Consider the following 22,474-nt stretch of genomic DNA (forward strand, 5'->3'; position numbering starts at 1 on the left):
GGTCGTGCCGTACCGACTGTCGACCGGAGAACCCGCTCTGGCCGGTGAGGCAAACCTAACCTTACCCAGGGCGCGGGTGGCGGGAAAGCGGAGGGGGCGCGGATCGTGTGTGACCCGCGCCCCATTCCCGCCCGCGAACGGGCCGGTGTCACTGATCCCGGTACATCTCCGCCACCAGGAACGCCAGGTCGAGCGACTGGCTGCGGTTGAGCCGCGGGTCGCAGGCCGTCTCGTAGCGCTGGTGCAGGTCGTCCACGAAGATCTCGTGGCCGCCGCCCACGCACTCGGTGACGTCGTCGCCGGTCAGCTCCACGTGGATGCCGCCCGGGTGGGTGCCGAGCGCCTTGTGCACCTCGAAGAAGCCCTTGACCTCGTCCAGCACGTCGTCGAAGCGGCGGGTCTTGTGCCCGGAGGCCGCCTCGAAGGTGTTGCCGTGCATCGGGTCGGTCACCCAGGCGACGGTCGCGCCGGAGGCGGTGACCTTCTCGACCAGCTCGGGCAGCTTGTCGCGGACCTTGTCGGCGCCCATCCGGACGATGAAGGTCAGCCGGCCCGGCTCGCGCTCCGGGTCCAGGCGCTCTATGTACCGCAGCGCCTCCTCGGCCGTGGTGGTCGGGCCGAGCTTGATGCCGATGGGGTTGCGGATGCGGGAGGCGAACTCGATGTGCGCGTGGTCGAGCTGCCGGGTGCGCTCGCCGATCCACACCATGTGCGCGGAGACGTCGTAGAGCTGCCCGGTGCGGGAGTCGACGCGGGTCAGCGCCGACTCGTAGTCGAGCAGCAGCGCCTCGTGCGAGGAGTAGAACTCGACGGTCTTGAACTCCTCCGGGTCGGTGCCGCAGGCCCGCATGAAGTGCAGCGCGTTGTCGATCTCCCGGGCGAGCTGCTCGTAGCGCTGGCCGGACGGGGAGGAGCGCACGAAGTCCTGGTTCCAGGCGTGCACCTGGCGCAGGTCGGCGTAGCCGCCGGTGGTGAAGGCGCGGACCAGGTTCAGCGTGGACGCCGAGGCGTGGTACATCCGCTTGAGCCGCTCGGGGTCCGGGACCCGGGCCTCTTCGGTGAAGTCGAAGCCGTTGACCGAATCGCCCCGGTAGGTCGGCAGGGTCACGCCGTCGCGGGTCTCGGTGGGCTTGGACCGCGGCTTGGAGTACTGCCCGGCGATCCGGCCCACCTTCACGACCGGCACGGACGCGGCGTAGGTGAGCACGGCCCCCATCTGCAGGAGGGTCTTCAGCTTGGCCCGGATGTGCTCGGCGGAGACCGCGTCGAAGGACTCGGCGCAGTCGCCCCCCTGGAGCAGGAACGCCTCTCCGCGGGCGACGGAGGCCATGCGGGCGCGCAGTTGGTCGCACTCGCCGGCGAAGACGAGCGGCGGATACGTCTCGAGCTCGGCGATCACATCGCGCAGAGCCTCGGCATCCGGGTACTCGGGCTGCTGCGCCGCGGGCAGGCTTCGCCACGTCGCCTGGGCGGCGACACTTCGGGAATCAGCGTTCACGGTCACCCGCCCAACAGTACGCGGTCGGTCACGGCGTCCACCACGACGCCCATTGGGTGAGACACGCACCGTCCGCGCGGCGGCCGGGTCGTGTACCGTGCCTGGCATGTTCGCGCACTCGACCCAGAACTGGTGGTGGACCGCTCCTTCGGCGGCCCGCTGACTGCGCGTATCCCGACTTCGCGAAGGCCGCCCGAGAGGCGGCCTTCGGCGTTCCACGGCCCGGGTCGTCTCTCCTTCCCCCGCAATGCTCCCGGAAGGAACCCGACCGATGAACCTGCTCGACCTGCTCGACGACCCCCGCCCCTTCGCCCTGCTGCGCCGCCGCCCCCCCGGCCGGGACCGGGACACGGTGGAGGTGCTGCTCGGCCCGGTGGCCCGGCACGACCGGCTCGCCTCGCTGCCCGGCGAGTGCCTGGCGCTGGTCCCGTTCCGCCAGATCCGCGAGCGCGGCTTCGACGTCCGCGACGACGGCACCCCGCTGCTCGCCCTGACCCCCGAGGAGCGGTACGAGGTCCCGCTCGCCGCCGCCCTGGAGCAGCTCCCGGACCGCGCGGTCCGGGTCGAGGGCGGGGGCTTCGACGTCGGCGACGAGGAGTACGAGGAGATCGTCGGGCGGGTGCTGCGGGAGGAGATCGGGCGGGGCGAGGGCGCCAACTTCGTGATCCGGCGGACCTACCGGGGCGTGCTCCCGGGGTTCGGCCGGGCCGGCGCGCTGGCGCTGTTCCGGCACCTGCTGGCCGGCGAGCGGGGCGCGTACTGGACCTTCCTGGTGCACACCGGGGACCGGACGCTGGTCGGGGCGAGCCCGGAGGTGCACGTCCGGATGAGCGGCGGCACGGTGGTCATGAACCCGATCAGCGGGACGTACCGCTATCCCGCCGAGGGGCCGACCCCGGAGCACCTGCTCGGCTTCCTCGCCGACCGCAAGGAGATCGAGGAGCTGTCGATGGTGGTCGACGAGGAGCTGAAGATGATGTGCGCCGTCGGCGACCGGGGCGGGGTCGTCGTCGGGCCCCGGCTGCGGGAGATGGCGCACCTCGCGCACACCGAGTACGAGCTGCGCGGCCGGTCCTCGCTGGACGTGCGGGAGGTGCTGCGGGAGACGATGTTCGCGGCGACGGTGACCGGCTCGCCGGTGCAGAACGCCTGCCGGGTCGTCGAGCGGTACGAGCACGGCGGGCGCGGCTACTACGCGGGCGCGCTGGCGCTGATCGGCCGGGACGCGGGCGGCGCGCAGACCCTGGACTCGCCGATCCTGATCCGGACCGCCGACATCGACGCGGCCGGGCACCTGCGGGTGCCGGTCGGGGCGACGCTGGTACGCGGCTCCGACCCGGCAGGCGAGGTCGCGGAGACCCACGCCAAGGCGGCCGGGGTGCTCGCGGCCCTCGGGGTACGGCCGGGCCGGCCCCGCCGGGAGGCCGCCCGGCCGGGGCTGGCCGAGGACCCCCGGGTGCGGGCCGCGCTGGACGGGCGCCGCTCCTCGCTGGCGCCGTTCTGGCTGCGGATGCAGGAGCGGTCCGGCGAGCTGACCGGGCACGCCCTGGTGGTCGACGGGGAGGACACCTTCACGGCGATGCTGGCGCACGTGCTGCGCTCCGGCGGGCTGGAGGTCACCGTCCGCCGCTACGACGAGCCGGGACTGCGGGCGGCGGTGCGCGGGCACGCGGGGCCGCTGGTGCTGGGGCCCGGCCCCGGCGACCCGGCCGACCCGGCCGACCCCAAGATGCGGCTGCTGCGCGGGCTGACCGCCGAGGCGCTGCGCGGCCACCGGCACGGGGTGCTCGGCGTCTGCCTCGGGCACGAGCTGATCGCGGCCGAGCTGGGCCTGGACATCGTGCGCAAGCAGGTGCCGTACCAGGGGGCGCAGACCGAGATCGACCTGTTCGGGCGGCCAGAGACGGTCGGCTTCTACAACAGCTTCGTGGCGCGCTGCGACGCGGAAGCGCACGAGGAGCTGGCCGCGCACGGCGTCGAGGTCAGCCGGTCGGCGGGCGGGGAGGTGCACGCCCTGCGCGGACCGGGCTTCGCCTCGGTGCAGTTCCATCCGGAGTCGGTGCTGTCGCTGAACGGCGCGGCGATCGTGCGGGAGCTGGTCGGTCAGCTCCGCGGCACCAGCACGTTGGCCGAGCGGCGTCCGGCCCGGTAGTCCAGGACGTTCTCCGCGGTGGCGGCGACGATCTGGCCGACGGCGTCCTTGGTGTAGTACGCCTGGTGCGAGGTGACCAGGACGTTGGGGAAGGTGACCAGGCGGGCCAGGGTGTCGTCCTCGATCGCTTCGAGGGACTTGTCGAGGAAGAACAGGCCCGCCTCCGCCTCGTACACGTCGAGGCCGACGCCGGTGAAGCGGCCCGCGCGCAATTCGCCGACCAGGGCGGCGGTGTCGACCAGGCCGCCGCGGCTGGAGTTGACCAGGATCGCGTCGTCGCGCATCGACTTCAGCGCGGCGGCGTCGATCAGGTGCCGGGTCTCGGGCATCAGGGGGACGTGCAGGGTGACCAGGTCGGCCTCGGCCAGCAGCCGGTCCTTGGGGACGTAGGTCATCCCCAGGTCGCGGCAGACGGGATTCTCGGTGACGTCCCAGCCGAGCAGCCGCATCCCGAAGCCGTGCGCGATCCGGGTGAACGCCTCGCCGATCTTCCCGGTGCCCAGGACGCCCGCGGTGCGGCCGTGCATGTCGCGGCCCATCAGGCCGTGCAGCCGGAAGTCGAAGTCCCGGGTGCGGGTGGAGGCGCGCACGATCCGCCGGTTGACGGCCATGGCCAGCGCCCAGGCGAACTCGGCGACCGAGTACGGGGAGTAGGACGAGACACGGGCGACGGTCAGGCCGAGGCGCTCGGCCGCGGTGAGGTCGATGTTGTTGAAGCCGGTGGAGCGCTGGGCGACCATCCGGGTGCCGCCGGCCGCGAGGATCTCCAGCACGCCCGCGCCGAGGTCGGCGTTGACGGAGGTGGAGATGATCTCGTGGCCGGCCGCGATCGGGGCGGTGTCCTCGTTGAGGAAGACGTCCAGGCAGCGGACCTGGGCGCGGCCCTGGAAGGCCCGCTCGATGAGGGGCTGCTCGTCGGCTTGCACTCCGAAGGCGAGGATCTCCACGGCCGCTCCCGGTTCGCTGGGCTCTGTCCCGGATGTCCGGACGTCCGGGGCATCCGGGTACCCGAATATACGGGCGGTGGCCCGGCGGCGCCGGTCAGCCGAAGAAGACCCCGACCTCCGCGTACAGCTCCGGGTCGACCGTCTTCAGCCGGGCCGTGGCCTGCGCGATGGGGACGCGGACGATGTCCGTGCCGCGCAGGGCGACCATCGCCCCGTGGTCGCCGTCGTGCACGCAGTCGATGGCGTGCAGCCCGAAGCGGGTGGCCAGCCAGCGGTCGAAGGCGCTCGGGGTGCCGCCGCGCTGGACGTGCCCCAGCACGGTGGTACGGGCCTCCTTGCCGGTGCGCTTCTCTATCTCCTTGGCCAGCCACTCCCCCACCCCGGAGAGCCGGACGTGCCCGAAGGAGTCCAGCGACTGGTCCTTGAGCACCATGTCGCCGTCCCGGGGCACCGCGCCCTCGGCGACCACCACGATCGGCGCGTACGACGCCCGGAAGCGGGAGGTCACCCAGGCGCAGACCTGCTCGGTGTCGAAGGGCTGCTCGGGGATGAGGATGACGTTGGCGCCGCCGGCCAGCCCGGAGTGCAGGGCGATCCAGCCCGCGTGCCGGCCCATGACCTCCACCACCAGCACCCGCATGTGGGACTCGGCGGTGGTGTGCAGCCGGTCGATGGCCTCGGTGGCGATGGAGACGGCCGTGTCGAAACCGAAGGTGTAGTCGGTGGCGGACAGGTCGTTGTCGATGGTCTTGGGCACGCCCACGCAGGGCACGCCGTACTCGTCGGCGAGCCGCCCGGCGACCCCGAGGGTGTCCTCGCCGCCGATCGCGATCAGCGCGGACACGTCCAGGTCGGCGAGGGTGTCCTGGACGCGCCGGATGCCGTCCTCGCGGCGCAGCGGATTGGTCCGCGAGGAGCCGAGGATGGTGCCGCCGCGGGGCAGGATGCCGCGCACGGCGGGTATGTCGAGGCGGACGGTGTCGCCCTCCAGTGGACCCCGCCAGCCGTCCCGGAAGCCGACGAAGTCATAGCCGTACTCCTGTACGCCCTTGCGGACGATGGCCCGGATGACGGCGTTGAGCCCGGGGCAGTCGCCGCCTCCGGTCAGTACTCCGACCCGCATCGCGCAACCCCTTTGCCACGGTGGGTGGTTGGGGCTTCACTGTCCCGCGCCGGGTCAGGCGTCGTCCAGACCCCGTTCGATCGCGTACCGGACGAGTTCCACGCGGTTGTGCAACTGGAGCTTGCCCAGGGTGTTCTGGACGTGGTTCTGCACGGTGCGGTGGGAGATGACCAGCCGTTCCGCGATCTGCTTGTAGCTCAGGCCCTTGGCGACCAGGCGCAGCACCTCGGTCTCGCGGTCGGTGAGCCGGGGTGCGCCGGGGGCGTCCGTGTCGGGGGCGGGCGCCGGTTCGGCGGCCAGGCGGCGGTACTCGCCGAGGACCAGTCCGGCCAGGCCCGGGGTGAAGACCGCGTCGCCGGCGGCGGTGCGGCGCACGGCGTCCTGGAGCTCCTCCGTGGAGGCCGACTTCAGCAGATAGCCGGTGGCGCCGGACTTCACGGCCTCCAGGACGTCGGCGTGCTCGCCGCTCGCGGAGAGCACCAGCACGCGCACCGCGGGGTCGGCGGCGACGACCTCCTTGCAGACCTGGACGCCGGGCTTGCCGGGCAGGTTGAGGTCGAGGACCAGGACGTGCGGCGCGGCGGCCCGGGCCCGGCGCACCGCCTGTTCGCCGTCCCCGGCGGTGGCCACCACCTCGAAACCGGACTCGGCCAGGTCGCGGGCGACCGCGTCCCGCCACATGGGGTGGTCGTCGACCACCATGACCTTGATCGGCCCCCGCTGCTCAGTCATCCGCCGCCGCCTTCCCCCGCGGGTACGGTACGCCCGCCCCGTCCTTCGGTACCTTCAGTTCGACCTCGGTGCCCTGTCCCGGCACGGAGATCAGCTCGGCCGAGCCGCCGAGGTCGCGCAGCCGTCCCCGGATCGACAGGGCCACGCCCATCCGTCCCTCGCCCTCGGCCTGGGCGAGGCGGCCCTCGGGGATGCCGGGGCCGTCGTCGCGGACGGTGACGATCACCTCGTCCGGTTCGTCCTCGACCAGGATCCACGCGCGCGCGTGCTCGCCGGCGTGCTCACGTACGTTGTCCAGGGCGGCGCCGACGGCGGCGGCCACCTCGCGGGCGGCGGGCGCGGGCAGCGGCACCGGCGCCCCGGGCTCGGCGAGCGCGACCCGGGACCCGGCGTACGGGGCGAGCAGCGCGCGCAGGTCCACGGGGCCGTCCTGGGCGTCCGGGCCGGGTTCGTCCACCGCGCGGACGACGGCGCCCTCGGCGCGGTCCTCCGACAGTTGGGAGACGGGCGTCAGGCCGCCGGAGACCAGGGTGCGCAGGGCGACCTCCTGCTCGCCGGCGAGCCGGCCCAGCTCGGCCGCCTCGCCGCCGATGACCGCGCCGCGCCGCTGCACCATCGCCAGCACCTGGAGCACGCTGTCGTGGATGTCCCGGGCCAGGCGCTCGCGTTCCCGGGTGGCGGCCTCGATCTCCAGGGCGCGGGCGAGGGTGCGCTCGGAGGCGCGGGCGACCTCGACGACGTAGCCGATGGCGATGGCGGCGACCCAGACCAGGATCACGTTGTGCACGGTGTCGCGGGCCGGGGCGCCGCGTTCGAGCAGGTTGGCGGCGGCGACCAGGGTGGAGGCGACGGCCGCCCAGCGCCAGCCGCCCTTGACGGCGAAGGCGAGGACGGACCCGGCGGTCCATATCGACGGCAGGGTCGGGCCGCCCGCGACGATCCGCTCGTGGGCGTCGGCGAGCGGGGTGAGCAGGATGCCGGTGAGCGCGACGGCGAGGTCGGCGGCGAGGAACCGCCGGGTGCAGGCGGCGGCGCCGGCCACCTTGGGCAGGGTGGCCAGCGTCCACCCGGTCAGCACCGCGAAGTAGCCGAGGGCGAGCCAGGGCCGGGTGAACTCGTGGTACGCGGTGGCGAACAGGCCGATCGCGTACACCATGGCGAGCACGCGGTAGGCGGTGAGCGCGCGCCACAGCGGCAGCTCGACCGACATCCGCAGGACCCGTTCGCGCCTGGCCATCTCCCCCACCCCCCGGCCGGTCCGGTCAGGACCCGGACCCCGGGCCCTCCGTCCGGTCCGGCGCGGCCTGTTCCTTCTCGGCCTGTGTCTTTTCGGCCCGCGCCTTCTCGGTCCGTTCCTTCTCGGCCTGCTCCTCGGCCTTTTCCTTCTCGGCCTGTTCCTGTTCCGCGCGGGCGAGCGCGGCCTTGGCCGCCTTGGCCGCTTCCTTCTCGGCCTTCGCCGCGTCCGCGAGCTGCCGCTTCATGGCGGTCGCGTACATGTCGACGTACTCCTGGCCGGAGAGCTTCATGATCTCGTACATGACCTCGTCGGTCACCGCCCGCAGCACGAAGCGGTCGTGCTCCATGCCCTGGTAGCGGCTGAAGTCCAGCGGCCTGCCGATCCGGATGCCGGGCCGCATCAGCTTCGGCACCACCTTCCCGGGCGGCTGGATCTTCTCCGTGTCGATCATGGCGACGGGGATGACGGGCGCGCCGGTGGCGAGCGCCACGCGCGCGAGGCCGCCCGGCTTGCCCCGGTACAGACGCCCGTCGGGCGAGCGGGTGCCCTCGGGGTAGATCCCGAACAGCTCACCGCGCTCCAGGACCTCTATGCCGCTCCTGATCGCCGCCTCGCCCGCGCCGCGCGCCCCGGAGCGGTCCACCGGGAGCTGGCCGACGCCCTTGAAGAACGCGGCGGTGAGCCGGCCCTTGAGGCCCGGGGTGTTGAAGTACTCGGCCTTGGCGATGAAGGTCACCTTGCGGTCGAGGACGGCGGGCAGGAAGAACGAGTCGGAGAACGACAGGTGGTTGCTCGCCAGGATGGCGGGGCCCTGCGCCGGGATGTGCTCCAGGCCCTCCACCCAGGGCCGGAAGGCGAGCTTCAGCGAACCGCCGACGGTGACCTTCATCGCGCCGTACAACAAGCGAGTGCCTCCTGGTGTGTGTCGCTGTCGACCTTAACCCGCGGGACCGTCAAAGGCCCCTGCGGCCCTGGTCGGTGTCAGTGCGGTCGCGTACCGTGAAGTACCCGCGCACGACGTGCCGCACCGAGCCCGCCCCCTTGACGACAGGAGACCGAGCCATGCCGGTCCTGCCCGGCGCCGAGCCGTTCCGCCACGAGGGCGGTGACGTCGGCGTCCTCCTCTGCCACGGCTTCACCGGTACCCCGCAGTCGCTGCGCCCCTGGGCCCGGCACCTGGCCGGCCACGGCATGACGGTCGCCCTGCCGCTGCTGCCCGGCCACGGCACCCGCTGGCAGGACCTGCAGATCACCGGCTGGCCCGACTGGTACGCGGAGGTGGACCGGGAGCTGCGCGCCCTGCGCGAGCGCTGCGCGCGGGTGTTCGTCGCCGGCCTGTCGATGGGCGGGGCGCTGGCCCTGCGGCTGGCGGCCCGGCACCCGGAGGTCAGCGGGGTACTGGTGGTCAACCCGGCCAACCGGCTGCACGGCCTGGCCCCGCACGCCCTGCCGGTGCTGCGGCACCTCCTCCCGGCCACCCGGGGCATCGCCAGCGACATAGCCAAGCCGTCCACCGCCGAGCTGGGCTACGACCGGGTGCCGCTGCACGCGGCGCACTCGCTCCGCGCCTTCCTGCGGCTCGTCGACGCCGAGCTGCCCCGGGTCACCCAGCCGCTGCTGCTGATGCGCAGCCCCCGCGACCACGTGGTGCCGCCGGCCGACTCGGCCCGCGTCCTGGGCCGGGTGTCGTCCCGGGACGTCACCGAGGTCCTGCTGGAACAGAGCTACCACGTGGCGACGTTGGACCATGACGCGGACCGGATCTTCGCGGAGAGCGTCACGTTCATCGCCCGGCTCGCCCCCGGCCTCGTCAAGGAGCCGGAGTCCTCTCTCGGCAAGGAAGGGACGGCCGCAGGTGGCTGAGCACGACTCCGACCGCGAGGAACGCGGAGAGCGCGAGGACCGGGACGGCCGCGACGCCCCGGACGGGCCCGCCGCCGCGCGGGAGCCGGGCGTGCCCTTCGACGAGGAGGCCGCCTGGGCGGCGATCGTCGCCGGGTACGGCGAGGAGCCGCCGGACCCGCCGGGCGCCAAGCCGTTCAAGTCGGTGGAGGACCTGGCGCTGCTGGAGCCGGAGACCAACGACCGGCCGGCCGGGCGGTCCGAGGAGAAGGCCGACAAGCCCGACAAGCCCGAGGAGCCCGGGCCGGTCCGGAAGCTGGGCGGCTCGGTCTCCTTCGCGCCGGGCGTCGGGCCCCGCGACTACAGCCCGTCCGAGCCCGCCGAGGACGACTTCGACGCCGACGACGAGGGCCACTTCGTCCCGCCCGAGCCGCCGCCGCTGCCGCAGGGCGACACCACCGCGAAGTTCGCCTGGCTCGGTGTGCTGGGCGGCCCGGTGCTGCTCCTGCTGGCGGTGCTGCTGGGCTGGGACATGACCTGGTGGCTGACCACGCTGTGCGTCGGCGGCTTCCTCGGCGGCTTCGTCACGCTGGTGCTGCGGATGCGCCCCGACGACGAGGACGGCGACGACCCGGGCCGGGGCGCGGTGGTCTGACCCCCGGGCTGCGGCGCGGGGACCGCCCGCTACGACGCGGGGATCCTGAGGGCGGCCAGGACCGGAAGGTGGTCCGTGGCCGCCCTCAGGTCGTCCTCGCGCACGCCGGGCAGGCCGAGCGGGACCCCGCAGCCGAGCACCTCGATGCCGGGGGTGGCGAAGACCGCGTCGATGCGCTGGTGGGGGTCGGCGGGGGTGGAGGTGTGCTCGCCGCCCCAGGGCGCGGTGGCCCAGCAGTCCTGGAGGTCCTTGGCGATCCGGCGGAAGGCGGGGCCGTCGGGGCGCTCGTTCAGGTCGCCGCCCGCGACGGCGTGCGGGGCGTCCAGGCCGGCCAGCTTCTCCAGGACCATGCCGCTCTGCTCGTACCGCTCGTCCTTCTGCAGGGAGAGGTGGCAGCTCAGCACGCCGACGCGGGCCGCGCCGAAGCGGACGACGGCGGTGGCCAGGCCGCGGCGGTGCAGGCCGGGGGTGAGCGGGAGCAGCACGTCCTCGGTGCGCTCGACGGTGGCCCGCAGGGAGCACAGCAGCGCCGGTCCCGCGGCGGTGCCGCCGCCGGAGAGGATCACCTGGCCGGAGGCCGCGGCGAGCCGGGCGAGCTTCTTGCGCCAGCGGAAGAACCGGGGCGCCTCCTGGAGGAGGACCAGGTCGGGGGCGCAGGCGGTGATCACGCGGGCGAGGGCGTCGGTGTCGTCGCGCAGCGAGCGGACGTTGTAGCTCAGGACGCGGACGACGGCGGAACCACCGGGTTCCGTACGGGAGTCGGGGAGGTTGTCGAGCGACGGCATGGTGATCAATGTACGCCCCAGGGGGGGAGGGGCGCGGGGGGTGTGCGCGGCTGCCGGTCCGTCGTGGCTCGCCGCGCGGTTCCCCGCACCCCTCAGGGCACGCGATCACCCCGGTTACATGATCGGGTCGGGCTCCCTGGCCAGGTCGGCCGCGCCCACCAGGCCCGCCTTGTTGCCCAACTGGGCGGCGATCACGTCGGCGACCGGGCGCCAGTGGGCGCCGACCAGCCAGCGCTTGTACGACTTGCGGATCGGGTCCAGGACCAGGTCGCCCTCGTCGGAGAGCCCGCCGCCGACGATGAACGCCGACGGGTCGAACAGCGAGGCCAGGTCGGCGAGGCCGGCCCCGGCCCAGCGGGCCAGCTCCCGGTAGGAGTCGACGGCGACCGGGTCGCCCTGGCGGGCGGCGACCGAGATGTGCTTGCCCTCGATGCCGTCGGGGGTGCCGTCGCCGAGGGCGAGCAGGGTCTCGGCGCGCTCCGGGGTGGCGTTGGCCCGCTGCTTGGCGTACCGCACCAGGGCGCGGCCGGAGGCGTACTGCTCCCAGCAGCCCTGGGAGCCGCAGCCGCAGAGCAGGCCGTCCGGCACCATCCGGATGTGGCCGAACTCGGCGGCCACGCCGAAGTGGCCGCGGCGCAGCTTGTTGCCGATGATGATGCCGCCGCCGAGGCCGGTGCCGAGGGTGATGCAGATGACGTTGCGGTGGCCCTTGCCGGCCCCGAACCTGTACTCGCCCCAGGCGGCCGCGTTGGCGTCGTTCTCCACCACGACCGGGAGGCCCACGCGGGCCTCGACCTTCTCCTTGAGCGGCTCGTTGCGCCAGTCGATGTTCGGCGCGAAGTAGACCGTGGAGCGCTGCCGGTTGACGTATCCGGCGGCGCCGATGCCCACGCCGACGATCTCGTGCCCCGCGCGTGCCCCCTCCACCGCCGAGGCGATGGCGTCCACGATGGCCTCGGGCGTGGTGGGGGTCGGCACCTTGAAGGTCGAGAGGATGTTGCCTTCCTCGTCGACCACGCCGGCCGCGATCTTCGTGCCGCCGATGTCGACGCCGATGGTGAGTCCCATGAATCCCTCAGTTTCGGTCGAGCCCCGCTACGGCCAACCGTACCCGAGGCGCCGCCGCCGAGGGCCGTCAGTCCAGGTCGATGCGCTGGCCGCCGCCGGTGCCCGCGTCGCCCTCGCCGGGCCGTTCGCCCAGGTCACGGGGGTGGTGGGAGTCGTGGGACGCGGTGTCGCGGGTGGTCCAGCGGCTCTCCTGGCGCTGGACGGCCGAGCGGTAGGCGGCGAGCAGTTCGCCGCCGGCGGCGGCGAGGTGGTCGAAGACGTCCGGGTTGCGCTCGATGACGGGTTCGACGGCGGCCTTGGCCTGCTGCACGACCTGCCGGACCACCTGCTGGGCGGCCGGTCCGGCGACCGTGCCGAGCAGCGGGGACTGCAGGCCGGACAGCTTGTCGGCGACGGTGTCGACCAGGCGGCGCAGCTCGTCCGCGGCGGAGCCGGGGGGCGGTCCGTACCGGGCGCGGCGGCGGTCCCGCTCGGCCTGGAGGTCCTCGGCGCACGCGGTCGCCCAGGCGTCGGCGTCGGCCGCCCGCGCCGCGTCGCCGGCGTCGTCGCGGGCGGCGTCGTCACGCGCGGCGCCGTTCGGGGGGAGCTGATCGCTCATGACGGGCTCCTGACTACGGTTCGTCCCTACGACGTTACCCGAACGGCCCCGGCCGGTTCAGCGCCCGCTCGGCCACAGCTCCGGGTCGGGCGCGAACCGCACGCTCAGCACCCCGTCGCGGAGCGCGGCCCCCTGGACGGTGCAGCGGCGCAGCGCGGAGGGCAGCGGAACGATACGGCGGTACGGTCCGGCGGCGACCGCCAGTTCGTCGCCGCGCCGGACGAGGTCGAGGTCGTCGCGGGTGGCGCCGGGCAGCGGGAGCCGCCAGAGCAGGACGCCGTCGGCGGCGAGCCGGTCGGTGACGGGCCACTCCACCGGGGCGGGGCCGGGTCCCGGGGCGGGCGCGGCGAGGGCGGCGAGGTCGTCGGTGCCGCGCGGGTCCCGGCCGAGGTGGGGCAGGGCGGTGACGTCGTGGGCGCCCCGCCAGTCGTCCAGGGTCTTGCGCTGCTGGGCGACCGGGCCGGCCAGCCAACTGTCGGCGGGGGCGTCCTCGGGCAGGACGCGGTTGGCGACCAGCCGTTCCACGGGCAGCCCCCGCAGGGCGAGGCCGAGGGCGGCGCCGCGCACGGCGTCGGCGGCGGCCGGGCCGGGCTCGGCGACCAGCAGGGCGCTGGTGCGCCGGTCGGTGAGGACGGCCTCGGTGGCGGCGAGTTCCAGGTCCCAGCGGGCGGCGTTCTCGTACAGCGCCTCGGTGGGCATGGGGACGCCGGCGAGGCGGCCGAGGACGGGGCGCAGGGCGCGGGCGGCCTGCCGCTCGGGCGGGAGCAGGCGGCGCAGGTAGCGGCGGAGCTCCTCGGGGAGGGCGAGCAGGGCGAGGGCGCGCGGGGCGGGCGGCAGGTCGACCACCAGCAGGTCGTGCCCCTCGGCGAGGGCGGCTTCGCGCAGGGCGCGCAGCAGGGCGAGTTCGTCGGCGCCGGGCAGCGGGGTGAGTTCCTCGGGGTCGAGGCGGCCGGCGCCGAGCAGGTCGAGGGCGGAGGAGGCGCGGTCCTGGAGGGTGGCGAGGGCGTCGCGGAAGCCCTGGGCGGGGTCGGGCCGCCAGACGGTGAGGTTCTCCTCGACCGGGGCCGGCGCCGGGCCGGTGGGGGTGCCGAGGGCGGCCCCGAGGGTGTCCTCGCGGTCGGCGCCCAGCAGCAGGGTCCGGGTGCCCGCGCGGGCGGCGGCGAGCGCGGTGGCGGCGGCGACGGTGGTCCGTCCGCCACCGCCCGGGCCCGTGATCAGGAGGGTGCGCATGAGGCTGAACGGTACCTTCGCGCACGGTCACGGGGCCGTGCCGGCTTCCGGACGGGGCGGCCCACCCGGGCCACCGGGGCGGCCCCGCAGGCCGCCGGAGGCTACTTCGAGCCCGACTCCACCCGCTTCTTCAGTCCCGCCAGCGCCCGGTCGATGATGACCTTCTCGGCCTTGCGCTTGATCATGCCGAGCATGGGGATCTTGACGTCGACGGTGAGCCGGTAGGTGACCTCGGTGCCGGTGCCGGCCGGCCGCAGCAGGTAGGAGCCGTCCAGGGAGCGCAGCATCTGGGACTTCACCAGCGTCCAGGAGACCTCGTGCTCCCCGTTCCAGGTGTACGCCAGGGTCTGGTCGTCCTTGATCGCTCCCGCGTCCATCACCAGCCGGACCTGCTCGGCGCGGCCCCGCGCGTCGGTCGCGAGGACCTCGGCCTCCTTCACCTCGCCGGTCCAGTCCGGGTAGCGGGCGAAGTCGGCGATCACCCCCATGACGTCGGCCGGTGCCGCCTCGATCGTGATGCTCGAGCTGGTGTGTTCCGCCATCGCGGGGGCTCCTCCAGATGCGGGCCGGTAGGGAAGTCGTCGCGCACGCGTGCGTGCGGTGTGAAGGCTACCGCGCGGTGAGCGGCCCGCCGTCACCCCCGCCCACCTGCGCGACTACCACTCCAGCACCCAGGGCCGCCCGGTCGCCGCGAAGTGCCCGACGTTCACGCACTCGGTCGCCCCGATCCGCATCCGCCGGGCCAGCGGCTGGTGCACGTGCCCGAACAGCGCGTACCGGGGCCGGGTGCGGCGGATGGCGTCCAGCAGGGCCCGGCTGCCCCGCTCGAAGCGCCGCGCCACCGTGTCGTAGACCAGTTCCGGCACCTCCGGCGGGATGTGCGTGCAGAGCACGTCGACCTCGCCGACCGCCTCGATCTTCGCGGCGTACTCCTCGTCGCCGATCTCGTACGGCGTGCGCATGGGGGTGCGCAGTCCGCCGCCGACGAAGCCGAAGACGCGGCCGCCGATCTCCACCCGCTGCCCGTCCAGGACGGTGGTGCCCGCCCCGGCGTACTCGCCCCACAGGGCCGGCAGGTCGACATTGCCGTAGGTGGCGTACGTCGGGGTGGGGAAGGCGGCGAACAGCTCGGCGTACTGCCGGCGTACCGCCTTCTCGATCACCGCGGTGCGGTCGCCGTCGATCCCCGCCCACAGTTGGGCCCCGAACTCCCGGGCCTCCGCGAAGCGGCGGGCGGTGCGCAGCTCCACGATGCGGTGGGCGTTCTCCACCCCGAACAGGTCGGGGAATATCCCGCGCGAGTGGTCCGCGTAGTCGAGGAAGAGGACGAGGTCCCCGAGGCAGACCAGGGCGTCGGCGCCGTCACCGGCCCGGGCCAGGTCACGGGCGTTGCCGTGGACATCGCTGACGACATGGACGCGGGTCGGTGTGGGTGCCATGCCGATCAAGGGTAGACAGCGGGCGGCAGTGGTGAACAGAAGCGGTCGGACCTGCGGTTACTGGCTGGTCGGCCGGCGTGTCGGCTACTGTGCGCCGGAGGAAACCCCAGCCGTGTGACGCAGCGAACATCTCGCCGGGTCCCCCTGTCGAAGACGCCATACCGGCGGGTAACGTCCGGGCAGTCCAGTCGTACTCAGGATTTCACCTGGTGAATCCCCGAGTACCCGCCCCAGCCTTGGACCGCACCGTCGCAGCACACAACGTCGTGGCGCCGGCGCCTTATGAGGAGCAGCAGTCTTGCGCGAGTTCAGCCTTCCGGCTTTGTACGAGGTCCCTGCGGACGGCAATCTGACCGACATCGTCCGCAGAAACGCCGCGCAGCACCCGGACGTCGCCGTCCTCGCCCGCAAGGCGGACGGCATCTGGCAGGACGTGACCGCCCGGGCCTTCCTCGCCGAGGTGCACGCCGCCGCCAAGGGCCTGATCGCGGCCGGCGTCCAGCCGGGCGACCGGGTCGCCCTGATGTCGCGGACCCGGTACGAGTGGACGCTGTTCGACTTCGCCATCTGGAGCGCGGGCGCGGTCACCGTACCGGTGTACGAGACCAGCTCGCCGGAGCAGGTGGAGTGGATCCTCGGCGACTCGGGCGCCACGGCCTGCGTCGTGGAGTCGGCGGCGCACGCCGGCACCGTGGAGTCGGTGCGCGACCGGCTGCCCGCGCTGAAGCACCTCTGGCAGATCGAGGCCGGCGCGGTGGAGGAGCTGGGGCGGCTCGGCCAGGACGTCACGGACCGCACGGTCGAGGAGCGCGGCTCGGTCGCCAAGGCCGACGACCCGGCGACCATCGTCTACACCTCCGGCACCACCGGCCGGCCCAAGGGCTGTGTGCTCACCCACCGCAGCTTCTTCGCGGAGTGCGGGAACATCGTGGAGCGGCTGCGCCCGCTGTTCCGCACCGGCGAGTGCTCGGTGCTGCTGTTCCTGCCGCTGGCGCACGTCTTCGGGCGGCTGGTGCAGATCGCGCCGATGATGGCGCCGATCAAGCTGGGCTGCGTTCCGGACATCAAGAACCTCACGGACGAACTGGCCGCGTTCCGGCCGACGCTGGTGCTCGGCGTGCCGCGGGTGTTCGAGAAGGTCTACAACTCGGCGCGGGCCAAGGCGCGGGCCGACGGCAAGGGGAAGATCTTCGACCGGGCCGCCGACACCGCGATCGCCTACAGCCGGTCCCTGGACACCCCGGCGGGCCCGTCCCTCGGGCTGCGGATCAAGCACAAGGTCTTCGACAAGCTGGTCTACGGCAAGCTGCGCGCGGTCCTCGGCGGGCGCGGCGAGTACGCCATCTCCGGCGGCGCCCCGCTGGGCGAGCGGCTCGGCCACTTCTTCCGCGGCATCGGCTTCACCGTGCTGGAGGGCTACGGGCTGACCGAGTCCTGCGCGGCCACCGCGTTCAACCCCTGGGACCGGCAGAAGATCGGCACGGTCGGGCAGCCGCTGCCGGGCTCGGTGATCCGCATCGCCGACGACGGGGAGGTGCTGCTGCACGGGGAGCACCTGTTCAAGGAGTACTGGAACAACCCGGCCGCGACCGCCGAGGCGCTGGCCGACGGCTGGTTCCACACCGGGGACATCGGCACCCTCGACGAGGACGGCTATCTGCGGATCACCGGCCGCAAGAAGGAGATCCTGGTGACCGCGGGCGGCAAGAACGTCGCCCCGGCGGTGATCGAGGACCGGATCCGCGCCCACGCGCTGGTCGCGGAGTGCATGGTGGTCGGCGACGGGCGGCCGTTCGTCGGCGCGCTGATCACCCTGGACGAGGAGTTCCTCGCCCGGTGGTGCGCGGACCACGGCAAGCCGGCCGGGTCGACGCCGGCCTCGCTGCGCGACGACCCCGAGCTGCTCGCGGCCGTCCAGGCGGCGGTGGACGACGGGAACGCGGCGGTGTCCAAGGCGGAGTCGGTACGGCGATTCCGGGTGCTGGACGCGCAGTTCACGGAGGACTCGGGGCATCTGACGCCGTCGCTGAAGCTGAAGCGGAACGTGGTCGCCAAGGACTACGCGCACGAGATCGAGGCGATCTACGCGAAGTAGGGCGCCTCAGGGGTGCCGGGGGCGGTCCGCCGGCGGCCTTCCGTCGATCGTGGCCGCTCGCGCGGTTCCCCGCGCCCCCTTCGGGCGCGTGTGCTACAGCAGCGTTTTCAGGTGCTCGGCCAGCAGGTCCCAGCGCCACTTCTCCTCCACCCAGCGGCGGCCCCGCTCGCCCATGCGGCGGCGCAGTTCCGGGTCGGCCAGGAGCGTGACGAGGCGGTCGGCGGTCTCGGCCGGGGAGCCGCCCCGGACGACCCAGCCGGTCTCGCCGTCCAGTACGGCGTCGGGGGCGCCGCCGGAGTCGCCGGCCACGACGGGCAGGCCGGTCGCGGAGGCTTCCAGGTAGACGATGCCCAGGCCCTCCACGTCCAGGCCGCCGCGCCGGGTGCGGCAGGGCATCGCGAAGACGTCGCCGGCGCCGTAGTGGGCGGGCAGCTCGGACCAGGGCACGGAGCCGGTGAAGCGGACGGACGCGGCGACGCCGGTCTCCGCCGCCAGCCGGCGCAGCTCCTTCTCGTACGGGCCGCCGCCGACGATCAGCAGCACGGCGTCGGGCTCGGCGGCCAGCACCCGGGGCATCGCGCGGATCAGCGTGTCCTGGCCCTTGCGCGGCACCAGCCGGGACACGCACACCACCACGGGACGGCCGGTCAGACCGAGCCGGGCCCGGACCTTGTCGCCGCCCGAGCCGGGGTGGAAGGTCCGCTCGTCGACGCCGGGCGGCAGTTGCGTCATCCGCGCGGCGGCCCCCGGGGTCAGCGCGGCGGCGATCCGGGAGCGCGTGTACTCCCCGAGGTAGGTGATCGTGTCCGTCGACTCGCCGATCCGGCGCAGCAGTTGCCGGGCGCCGGGCAGTTGGGCCCAGCCGGCCTCGTGGCCGTGCGTGGTGGCGACGATCCGCTCGGCGCCGGCCCGGCGCAGCGCCGGTGCCATCAGCCCGAGGGGCGCCGCCGCCCCGAACCACACCGACGTGCACCCGTGCTCGCGCAGCAGCCCGACCGCCCGCCGGGTCGCCCCGGGCGTCGGCAGCAGCATCGTCGTCCGGTCCCGTACGACGGTGAAGGGCTGCTCGGCGTCGAAGGCGGCGGTGGCCTCGATGCCCTCGCGGGTGCGCTTCCAGGTGGAGGCGTAGACGACGACCCGCTCGGGGTCCAGGCGCAGCGCCATGTTGTGCAGGAACGCCTGGATGCCGCCCGGCCGGGGCGGGAAGTCATTGGTCACGATCAAGGTCTTGTGCATCGCGGCCGACCCTACCGAACCGGCATTTCACAGCTCCTCCCGACCACATGTGTGGCACGCACACAGCCGTTCGGGACATCATGTCCCCATCGAACGCGGCCGAACGGCGGGCAGGGGACACGTGAAGACGACGAGCACGCTGCGGTCCCCGGCCTGGCTCCCGGCGGTCTGGTGCGCGACCCGGCTGGCGCTGCTGCTGTTCGTGTTCAAGGTGTACGTCTTCCCGGGCCCGGACGTCACCGTCGACGTCTCGGTGATCTACCGCAACTGGTACGAGGTGCTGCGCACCGGAACGTTTCCGCTGGGCGATGTCACCTGGCAGTACCCGCCCGCCGCCGCCCTCGCGCTCCTCTCCCCCGGGCTGCTGCCGTTCCTCGATTACGCGTCCGCCTTCTACGTGCTGGCCTGCGTCGCCGACCTGGCCGTCCTCGCGCTGCTGATGCACGGCGGCCTGCGGGACGGCGGGACGCTGCGCGGCGCCTGGGTGTGGGTGGTGGGCGTCCCGCTGCTGGGCCCCACGGTGTACGCCCGCTACGACGTGATGGTCACCGCGGTCGCCGTCGCGGCTCTGCTGGCCGCCGCCCGGCACCCCAGGGCGGCCGGCGCCCTGGCGGCGCTGGGGGCGCTGCTGAAGGTGTGGCCGGTGCTGGTGCTGGTCGGCGTGCGCCGGCGGTCCTCCTGGGCCGCCGCGGCGGTCACCGGCGCGGTGCTGGCGGGGGCGTTCGCGCTGGCGATGCCCGGGGCGTTCGCGTTCCTGACGTACCAGCGGGACCGGGGCACCGAGGTGGAGTCGCTGGGCTCGCTGGTCTTCCACCTCGCCCGGCACTTCGGCTGGGACGGGCAGGTGCTGCTCAACTACGGCTCGGTGGAGTTCCTCGGCCCGTACGTGGACGCGGTGAGCACCGGGGCGCTGGCGCTGACCGGGATGGCGTTCGGCTGGCTGCTGCTGTGGAGGCTGGCGGCGGTGCGGTTCACGGAGCGCACGGCGGCGGACGCGGCGTTCGTGGCGGTGCTGATGTTCACGGTGACCAGCCGGGTGATCAGCCCGCAGTACCTGGTGTGGCTGGTCGGCGTCGCCGCGGTGTGCCTGTGCTTCCGGGGGAGCCGGATGGGGATTCCCGCCCTGCTGGTGCTGGAGGCGTGCCTGATGACGGTGCTGGAGTTCCCGGTGTGGTTCGCGCACGTGGTGGCCAGCGACCTCACCGGGGTCACCCTCATCCTGACCCGCAACGGCCTGCTGGTCGCCGCGGCGGTCATCGCGGCCCGCGTCCTGTGGCGCGACACGACCACCCCCGAGCCGCCCCGCACCCGGCCCGGCCCCTCCGCCCGCACCGACGCCGACGCCGAGACCCCGGTCACCTCCTGACCCGCGCGCCCCGGCGGCTCAGCCGAACTCCGCCCGCAGGTACGCCCGCCACCCTTCGGTGAACTCCTGCGGTGTCGTCCCGAGCACCTCGGCCAGCGCGTCCTCGACCGCGCCCGCCCGGCGCTCGTGCGCGCCGACCGCGCGGTAGAACGCGTCGAGGCGGGCCTCGCCCCACCGGCCGGCGATCAGCCGGCAGGCCGTCCAGCCGCTCTCGTACGCCCGGGCCAGCTCGTCCGCGTCGCCGGTGAAGCCGAAGTCGTCGTCGTCCGGGAGCGCGCCGGGCAGTCGGCCCTCGGCGACCGCGCGGGCCAGTTCCGGCGCGGCCTGGGCGGGGGTGCGGGCGCTGCCCCGGTAGCCGACCCAGTCGGCGTACCCCTCCGACAGCCACAGCGGGGTGGCGGCGCCGGTGTGGGCGCGGGTGGCGACGTGGGCGGCCTCGTGGGTGAGCACCACCTGCTTGCCGAGGGAGCCGAGCAGCCCGAACGCCTCGGGGTTGACGATGATCCGGTCGGCGGGGGCGTCGGCGGCACCGCCGGTCTCGCCGGTGGTGACGGCCGCGATGCCCCGGTAGGAGGAGGCGGGCGAGCCGAGCAGCCCGGCCATGTCCTGCAGGGACTTCGGTACGAGGATCACCAGCCGCCCGGCCCAGTCGCCGTCCCAGGCGTCGGACACGGCCGGCACCGCCCGGTCGGCGAGCGCGGCGAAGGAGCGCAGTTCGGCGTCGGACCGGCCGACGCCGAGGACGAGGCTGTGCCGGCCCCGGACCACGTGGACCGTGCCCTGGTCCCAGGGCTGCTGGCCGGACCGCTCGGCGGGCCGCTCGGAGGTGACGTACCACTGCCCGGCGCGGTGGGCGAGCCGCAGGGTGCGGGCGGCGGTGACGGCGCCCCGGTCGTGACCGGCGAGGCGGTAGCCGAGCTGTACGTCGGCGGTGGCGCGGTCGCCGGTGCGGCGCACGTCCCGGACGCGGTAGCTCCAGTCGGCCAGCGGCACCGCGCGGACCCGGCCGAAGCCGGTGCGGGTGCCCGTGGCGGCGTACCCGGCGGCGTCGTGGCCGAGCAGGGCCGCCGCCCTGCGGTCCAGCACCCGCTGCACCTCCGCGCGCACCGGATCGGCGGCGGGCCCGCCGCCGCAGCCCACCAGGGCGGCGAGCAGCAGACACAGCACCACCACGAAGCACCCCGGCACCCGCCCACGACCAGCCATCTTCCCGATCGTACGGGCGCCGGGCCGCCGGGGTGAGAGGGCGTGGGGGCCTCCGCGTGAGTGCTAGGGCCGCGTCACCGAGGAGACCGGCATCATGCCGACCGGGTCGTAGCGGACCGCGGCGCCGGGGTAGGGGGCGTGGATGACCTGGCCGTTGCCGACGTACATGCCGATGTGGCTGGCGTCGTCCCGGTAGGCGACCAGGTCGCCGGGGCGGGCCGCGGCGAGCGGGACCCGGCGCCCGGCGTCGGCCTGCGCCTGCGAGGTGCGCGGCAGTCCGACCCCGGCCTGGGCGTAGGACCACTGGGTCAGGCCCGAGCAGTCGAAACCGGTGGGGCCGTTGGCGCCCCAGACGTAGGGCCTGCCGAGGGCGGAGCGGGCGGCGGCGACGGCGGCGGCCGCCCGGCCGGAGGCGGGGGCGGTGCCGCCGGGGCCGCCGAGCTCCGCGCGCTCGGAGCGGGAGGCCCGGCCGTAGGCGGCGCGCTCGTCGGCGGGCAGGGAGTTGAGCAGGCGGCGGGCCTGGGCCAGCTTGCGTTCGACGGTCCTGCGGTGCGCGGCGACGGCCCGGCGGCTCCGGGTCAGCTCGCCCAGCTTCTTCGTCGCCTCGGCGCGCTCCTCGGCCAGGCCCCGCATGGCTCTCTGCAGGCTGCGCAGCTCGCCGGCCTGGCGGGCGCCGATCCGGTCGAGCACGGACGCCTTGTCGAGGTAGTCGTCCGGGTCGGCGGAGAGCAGCAGCGCGACGGACGGGTCGATGCCGCCGGAGCGGTACTGGGCGCCGGCCAGCGAGCCCAGCGCGTCCCGCAGCGTGTTGATCCGCTCCTGCTGCCGGGCCACCCGGTCCTGCGCCCGGCCGACCTGGACGCGCAGCACGTCGGTGCGCTCGTCGGCCCTGTTGTACGCCTCGGTGGCCCGCTCGGCCTCCTGGTGGAGCCGGTCCACCTCGGCCCGGGTGTCGTCGGCGGGCGAGGCGAGGGCCGGTACGGCGCCCAGGACCGCGGCGGCGGCGGAGAGGAGGCCGGCCACGGCGGTGGCGCCGCGGTCGAACCCGGTCGGTGCAAGGCGGCGATGGGACCCCACGGGAAGCCGCACTCCTTCCGCTGGCGGACGGGGAAACGCGGCAGACAGTAGCCCCGCGGCGGGGCGCCGACCAACGACCTCGGCCCCCGCGCGACACGACGCCCCGCCGCTGACGCAGGTCAGCGGCGGGGCGCGGGGTCACAGCGCGGAGGTGTGATTCGCCCGTTCGGGCGGCATCCCGGAGTGGG

General features: G+C 74.3%; 20 protein-coding genes. 5 read left to right on the plus strand and 15 right to left on the minus strand.

Going from position 1 to position 22,474, the window contains the following annotated elements; all coding sequences use genetic code 11:
- Positions 1-148 precede the first annotated feature (148 nt).
- Entirely contained in the window at positions 149-1,504 is a 1,356-nt protein-coding gene (locus tag IE316_RS33620; protein ID WP_373311391.1) for a class II 3-deoxy-7-phosphoheptulonate synthase, read from the minus strand.
- Between the two features lie 265 nt (positions 1,505-1,769).
- Here IE316_RS33620 and IE316_RS33630 point away from each other — a divergent pair, with 265 nt between their 5' ends.
- On the plus strand, positions 1,770-3,650 hold the full coding sequence (locus tag IE316_RS33630) for an anthranilate synthase family protein (protein WP_190208358.1): 1,881 nt from the start codon (positions 1,770-1,772) through the stop codon (positions 3,648-3,650).
- Here the strand turns inward: IE316_RS33630 and IE316_RS33635 are convergent.
- From IE316_RS33635 to IE316_RS33655, 5 genes are all read right to left on the minus strand, one after another.
- Positions 3,602-4,597, minus strand: coding sequence for a 2-hydroxyacid dehydrogenase (locus IE316_RS33635; RefSeq protein ID WP_190208359.1), 996 nt, complete (start codon positions 4,595-4,597; stop codon positions 3,602-3,604). The genes IE316_RS33630 and IE316_RS33635 overlap by 49 nt on opposite strands.
- A 94-nt stretch (positions 4,598-4,691) precedes the next feature.
- Positions 4,692-5,720 carry a 6-phosphofructokinase gene (locus tag IE316_RS33640; protein WP_190208360.1) on the minus strand — a complete coding sequence of 343 codons (1,029 nt, stop codon included), beginning with the start codon at positions 5,718-5,720 and terminating at the stop codon, positions 4,692-4,694.
- 54 nt (positions 5,721-5,774) lie between these two features.
- A complete protein-coding gene (locus IE316_RS33645) occupies positions 5,775-6,452 on the minus strand; it encodes a response regulator (protein ID WP_190208361.1) in 678 nt (225 codons plus the stop codon).
- Complete coding sequence (macS, locus tag IE316_RS33650; RefSeq protein ID WP_190208362.1) at positions 6,445-7,689, minus strand: MacS family sensor histidine kinase; 1,245 nt, start codon at positions 7,687-7,689, stop codon at positions 6,445-6,447. Before macS ends, IE316_RS33645 begins: the two co-directional genes overlap by 8 nt.
- A gap of 25 nt (positions 7,690-7,714) precedes the next feature.
- Complete coding sequence (locus tag IE316_RS33655; RefSeq protein WP_190208394.1) at positions 7,715-8,578, minus strand: lysophospholipid acyltransferase family protein; 864 nt, start codon at positions 8,576-8,578, stop codon at positions 7,715-7,717.
- A 173-nt stretch (positions 8,579-8,751) separates the two neighbouring features.
- Here IE316_RS33655 and IE316_RS33660 point away from each other — a divergent pair, with 173 nt between their 5' ends.
- Both IE316_RS33660 and IE316_RS33665 read left to right on the plus strand, forming a co-directional pair.
- A complete protein-coding gene (locus IE316_RS33660) occupies positions 8,752-9,552 on the plus strand; it encodes an alpha/beta hydrolase (protein WP_190208363.1) in 801 nt (266 codons plus the stop codon).
- On the plus strand, positions 9,545-10,186 hold the full coding sequence (locus IE316_RS33665; RefSeq protein WP_190208364.1) for a hypothetical protein: 642 nt from the start codon (positions 9,545-9,547) through the stop codon (positions 10,184-10,186). Before IE316_RS33660 ends, IE316_RS33665 begins: the two co-directional genes overlap by 8 nt.
- Before the next feature lie 29 nt (positions 10,187-10,215).
- Here IE316_RS33665 and IE316_RS33670 read toward each other — a convergent pair whose 3' ends face one another.
- From IE316_RS33670 to IE316_RS33695, 6 genes are all read right to left on the minus strand, one after another.
- Positions 10,216-10,971 carry an endonuclease/exonuclease/phosphatase family protein gene (locus IE316_RS33670; protein ID WP_190208365.1) on the minus strand — a complete coding sequence of 252 codons (756 nt, stop codon included), beginning with the start codon at positions 10,969-10,971 and terminating at the stop codon, positions 10,216-10,218.
- 114 nt (positions 10,972-11,085) lie between these two features.
- Positions 11,086-12,039, minus strand: coding sequence for an ROK family glucokinase (locus IE316_RS33675; protein WP_190208366.1), 954 nt, complete (start codon positions 12,037-12,039; stop codon positions 11,086-11,088).
- A gap of 67 nt (positions 12,040-12,106) precedes the next feature.
- Positions 12,107-12,637, minus strand: a complete 531-nt coding sequence (locus tag IE316_RS33680) for a DUF5304 domain-containing protein (RefSeq protein WP_190208367.1) — start codon at positions 12,635-12,637, stop codon at positions 12,107-12,109.
- Positions 12,638-12,694: 57 nt separating this feature from the next.
- Positions 12,695-13,867, minus strand: coding sequence for an ArsA family ATPase (locus tag IE316_RS33685; protein WP_190208368.1), 1,173 nt, complete (start codon positions 13,865-13,867; stop codon positions 12,695-12,697).
- Between the two features lie 101 nt (positions 13,868-13,968).
- Positions 13,969-14,409, minus strand: coding sequence for an SRPBCC family protein (locus tag IE316_RS33690; protein ID WP_190208369.1), 441 nt, complete (start codon positions 14,407-14,409; stop codon positions 13,969-13,971).
- Positions 14,410-14,523: 114 nt separating this feature from the next.
- The gene (locus IE316_RS33695) at positions 14,524-15,306 is read right to left on the minus strand and encodes a metallophosphoesterase family protein (RefSeq protein WP_190208370.1); all 783 of its coding nucleotides are present in this window, start codon (positions 15,304-15,306) and stop codon (positions 14,524-14,526) included.
- Positions 15,307-15,604: 298 nt separating this feature from the next.
- On the opposite strand from IE316_RS33695, the gene IE316_RS33700 reads away from it, so the two are divergent.
- The gene (locus tag IE316_RS33700; RefSeq protein ID WP_190208371.1) at positions 15,605-17,401 is read left to right on the plus strand and encodes an AMP-dependent synthetase/ligase; all 1,797 of its coding nucleotides are present in this window, start codon (positions 15,605-15,607) and stop codon (positions 17,399-17,401) included.
- 93 nt (positions 17,402-17,494) lie between these two features.
- Here IE316_RS33700 and IE316_RS33705 read toward each other — a convergent pair whose 3' ends face one another.
- On the minus strand, positions 17,495-18,637 hold the full coding sequence (locus tag IE316_RS33705; protein ID WP_190208372.1) for a glycosyltransferase family 4 protein: 1,143 nt from the start codon (positions 18,635-18,637) through the stop codon (positions 17,495-17,497).
- 121 nt (positions 18,638-18,758) lie between these two features.
- Here IE316_RS33705 and IE316_RS33710 point away from each other — a divergent pair, with 121 nt between their 5' ends.
- The gene (locus IE316_RS33710; RefSeq protein WP_229910665.1) at positions 18,759-20,003 is read left to right on the plus strand and encodes a glycosyltransferase family 87 protein; all 1,245 of its coding nucleotides are present in this window, start codon (positions 18,759-18,761) and stop codon (positions 20,001-20,003) included.
- A gap of 18 nt (positions 20,004-20,021) precedes the next feature.
- Here IE316_RS33710 and IE316_RS33715 read toward each other — a convergent pair whose 3' ends face one another.
- Complete coding sequence (locus IE316_RS33715; RefSeq protein WP_190208374.1) at positions 20,022-21,209, minus strand: hypothetical protein; 1,188 nt, start codon at positions 21,207-21,209, stop codon at positions 20,022-20,024.
- Positions 21,210-21,272: 63 nt separating this feature from the next.
- On the minus strand, positions 21,273-22,286 hold the full coding sequence (locus IE316_RS35755) for a C40 family peptidase (protein WP_229910666.1): 1,014 nt from the start codon (positions 22,284-22,286) through the stop codon (positions 21,273-21,275).
- Positions 22,287-22,474 lie beyond the last annotated feature (188 nt).

The sequence above is a fragment of the Streptomyces fumanus genome (genome assembly GCF_014655295.1).
Lineage (GTDB): Bacteria > Actinomycetota > Actinomycetes > Streptomycetales > Streptomycetaceae > Streptomyces > Streptomyces fumanus.

Bases quoted from the DNA above. Each gene is read 5' to 3' on its own strand.
- macS (WP_190208362.1), bottom strand. From the start codon at position 7,689: ATGGCCAGGCGCGAACGGGTCCTGCGGATGTCGGTCGAGCTGCCGCTG.
- IE316_RS33655 (WP_190208394.1), bottom strand. From the start codon at position 8,578: ATGAAGGTCACCGTCGGCGGTTCGCTGAAGCTCGCCTTCCGGCCCTGG.
- IE316_RS33695 (WP_190208370.1), bottom strand. From the start codon at position 15,306: ATGGCACCCACACCGACCCGCGTCCATGTCGTCAGCGATGTCCACGGC.
- IE316_RS33660 (WP_190208363.1), top strand. From the start codon at position 8,752: ATGCCGGTCCTGCCCGGCGCCGAGCCGTTCCGCCACGAGGGCGGTGAC.
- IE316_RS33705 (WP_190208372.1), bottom strand. From the start codon at position 18,637: ATGCACAAGACCTTGATCGTGACCAATGACTTCCCGCCCCGGCCGGGC.
- IE316_RS33680 (WP_190208367.1), bottom strand. From the start codon at position 12,637: ATGAGCGATCAGCTCCCCCCGAACGGCGCCGCGCGTGACGACGCCGCC.
- IE316_RS33685 (WP_190208368.1), bottom strand. From the start codon at position 13,867: ATGCGCACCCTCCTGATCACGGGCCCGGGCGGTGGCGGACGGACCACC.
- IE316_RS33670 (WP_190208365.1), bottom strand. From the start codon at position 10,971: ATGCCGTCGCTCGACAACCTCCCCGACTCCCGTACGGAACCCGGTGGT.
- IE316_RS33715 (WP_190208374.1), bottom strand. From the start codon at position 21,209: ATGGCTGGTCGTGGGCGGGTGCCGGGGTGCTTCGTGGTGGTGCTGTGT.
- IE316_RS33640 (WP_190208360.1), bottom strand. From the start codon at position 5,720: ATGCGGGTCGGAGTACTGACCGGAGGCGGCGACTGCCCCGGGCTCAAC.
- IE316_RS33630 (WP_190208358.1), top strand. From the start codon at position 1,770: ATGAACCTGCTCGACCTGCTCGACGACCCCCGCCCCTTCGCCCTGCTG.
- IE316_RS33675 (WP_190208366.1), bottom strand. From the start codon at position 12,039: ATGGGACTCACCATCGGCGTCGACATCGGCGGCACGAAGATCGCGGCC.
- IE316_RS33690 (WP_190208369.1), bottom strand. From the start codon at position 14,409: ATGGCGGAACACACCAGCTCGAGCATCACGATCGAGGCGGCACCGGCC.
- IE316_RS33645 (WP_190208361.1), bottom strand. From the start codon at position 6,452: ATGACTGAGCAGCGGGGGCCGATCAAGGTCATGGTGGTCGACGACCAC.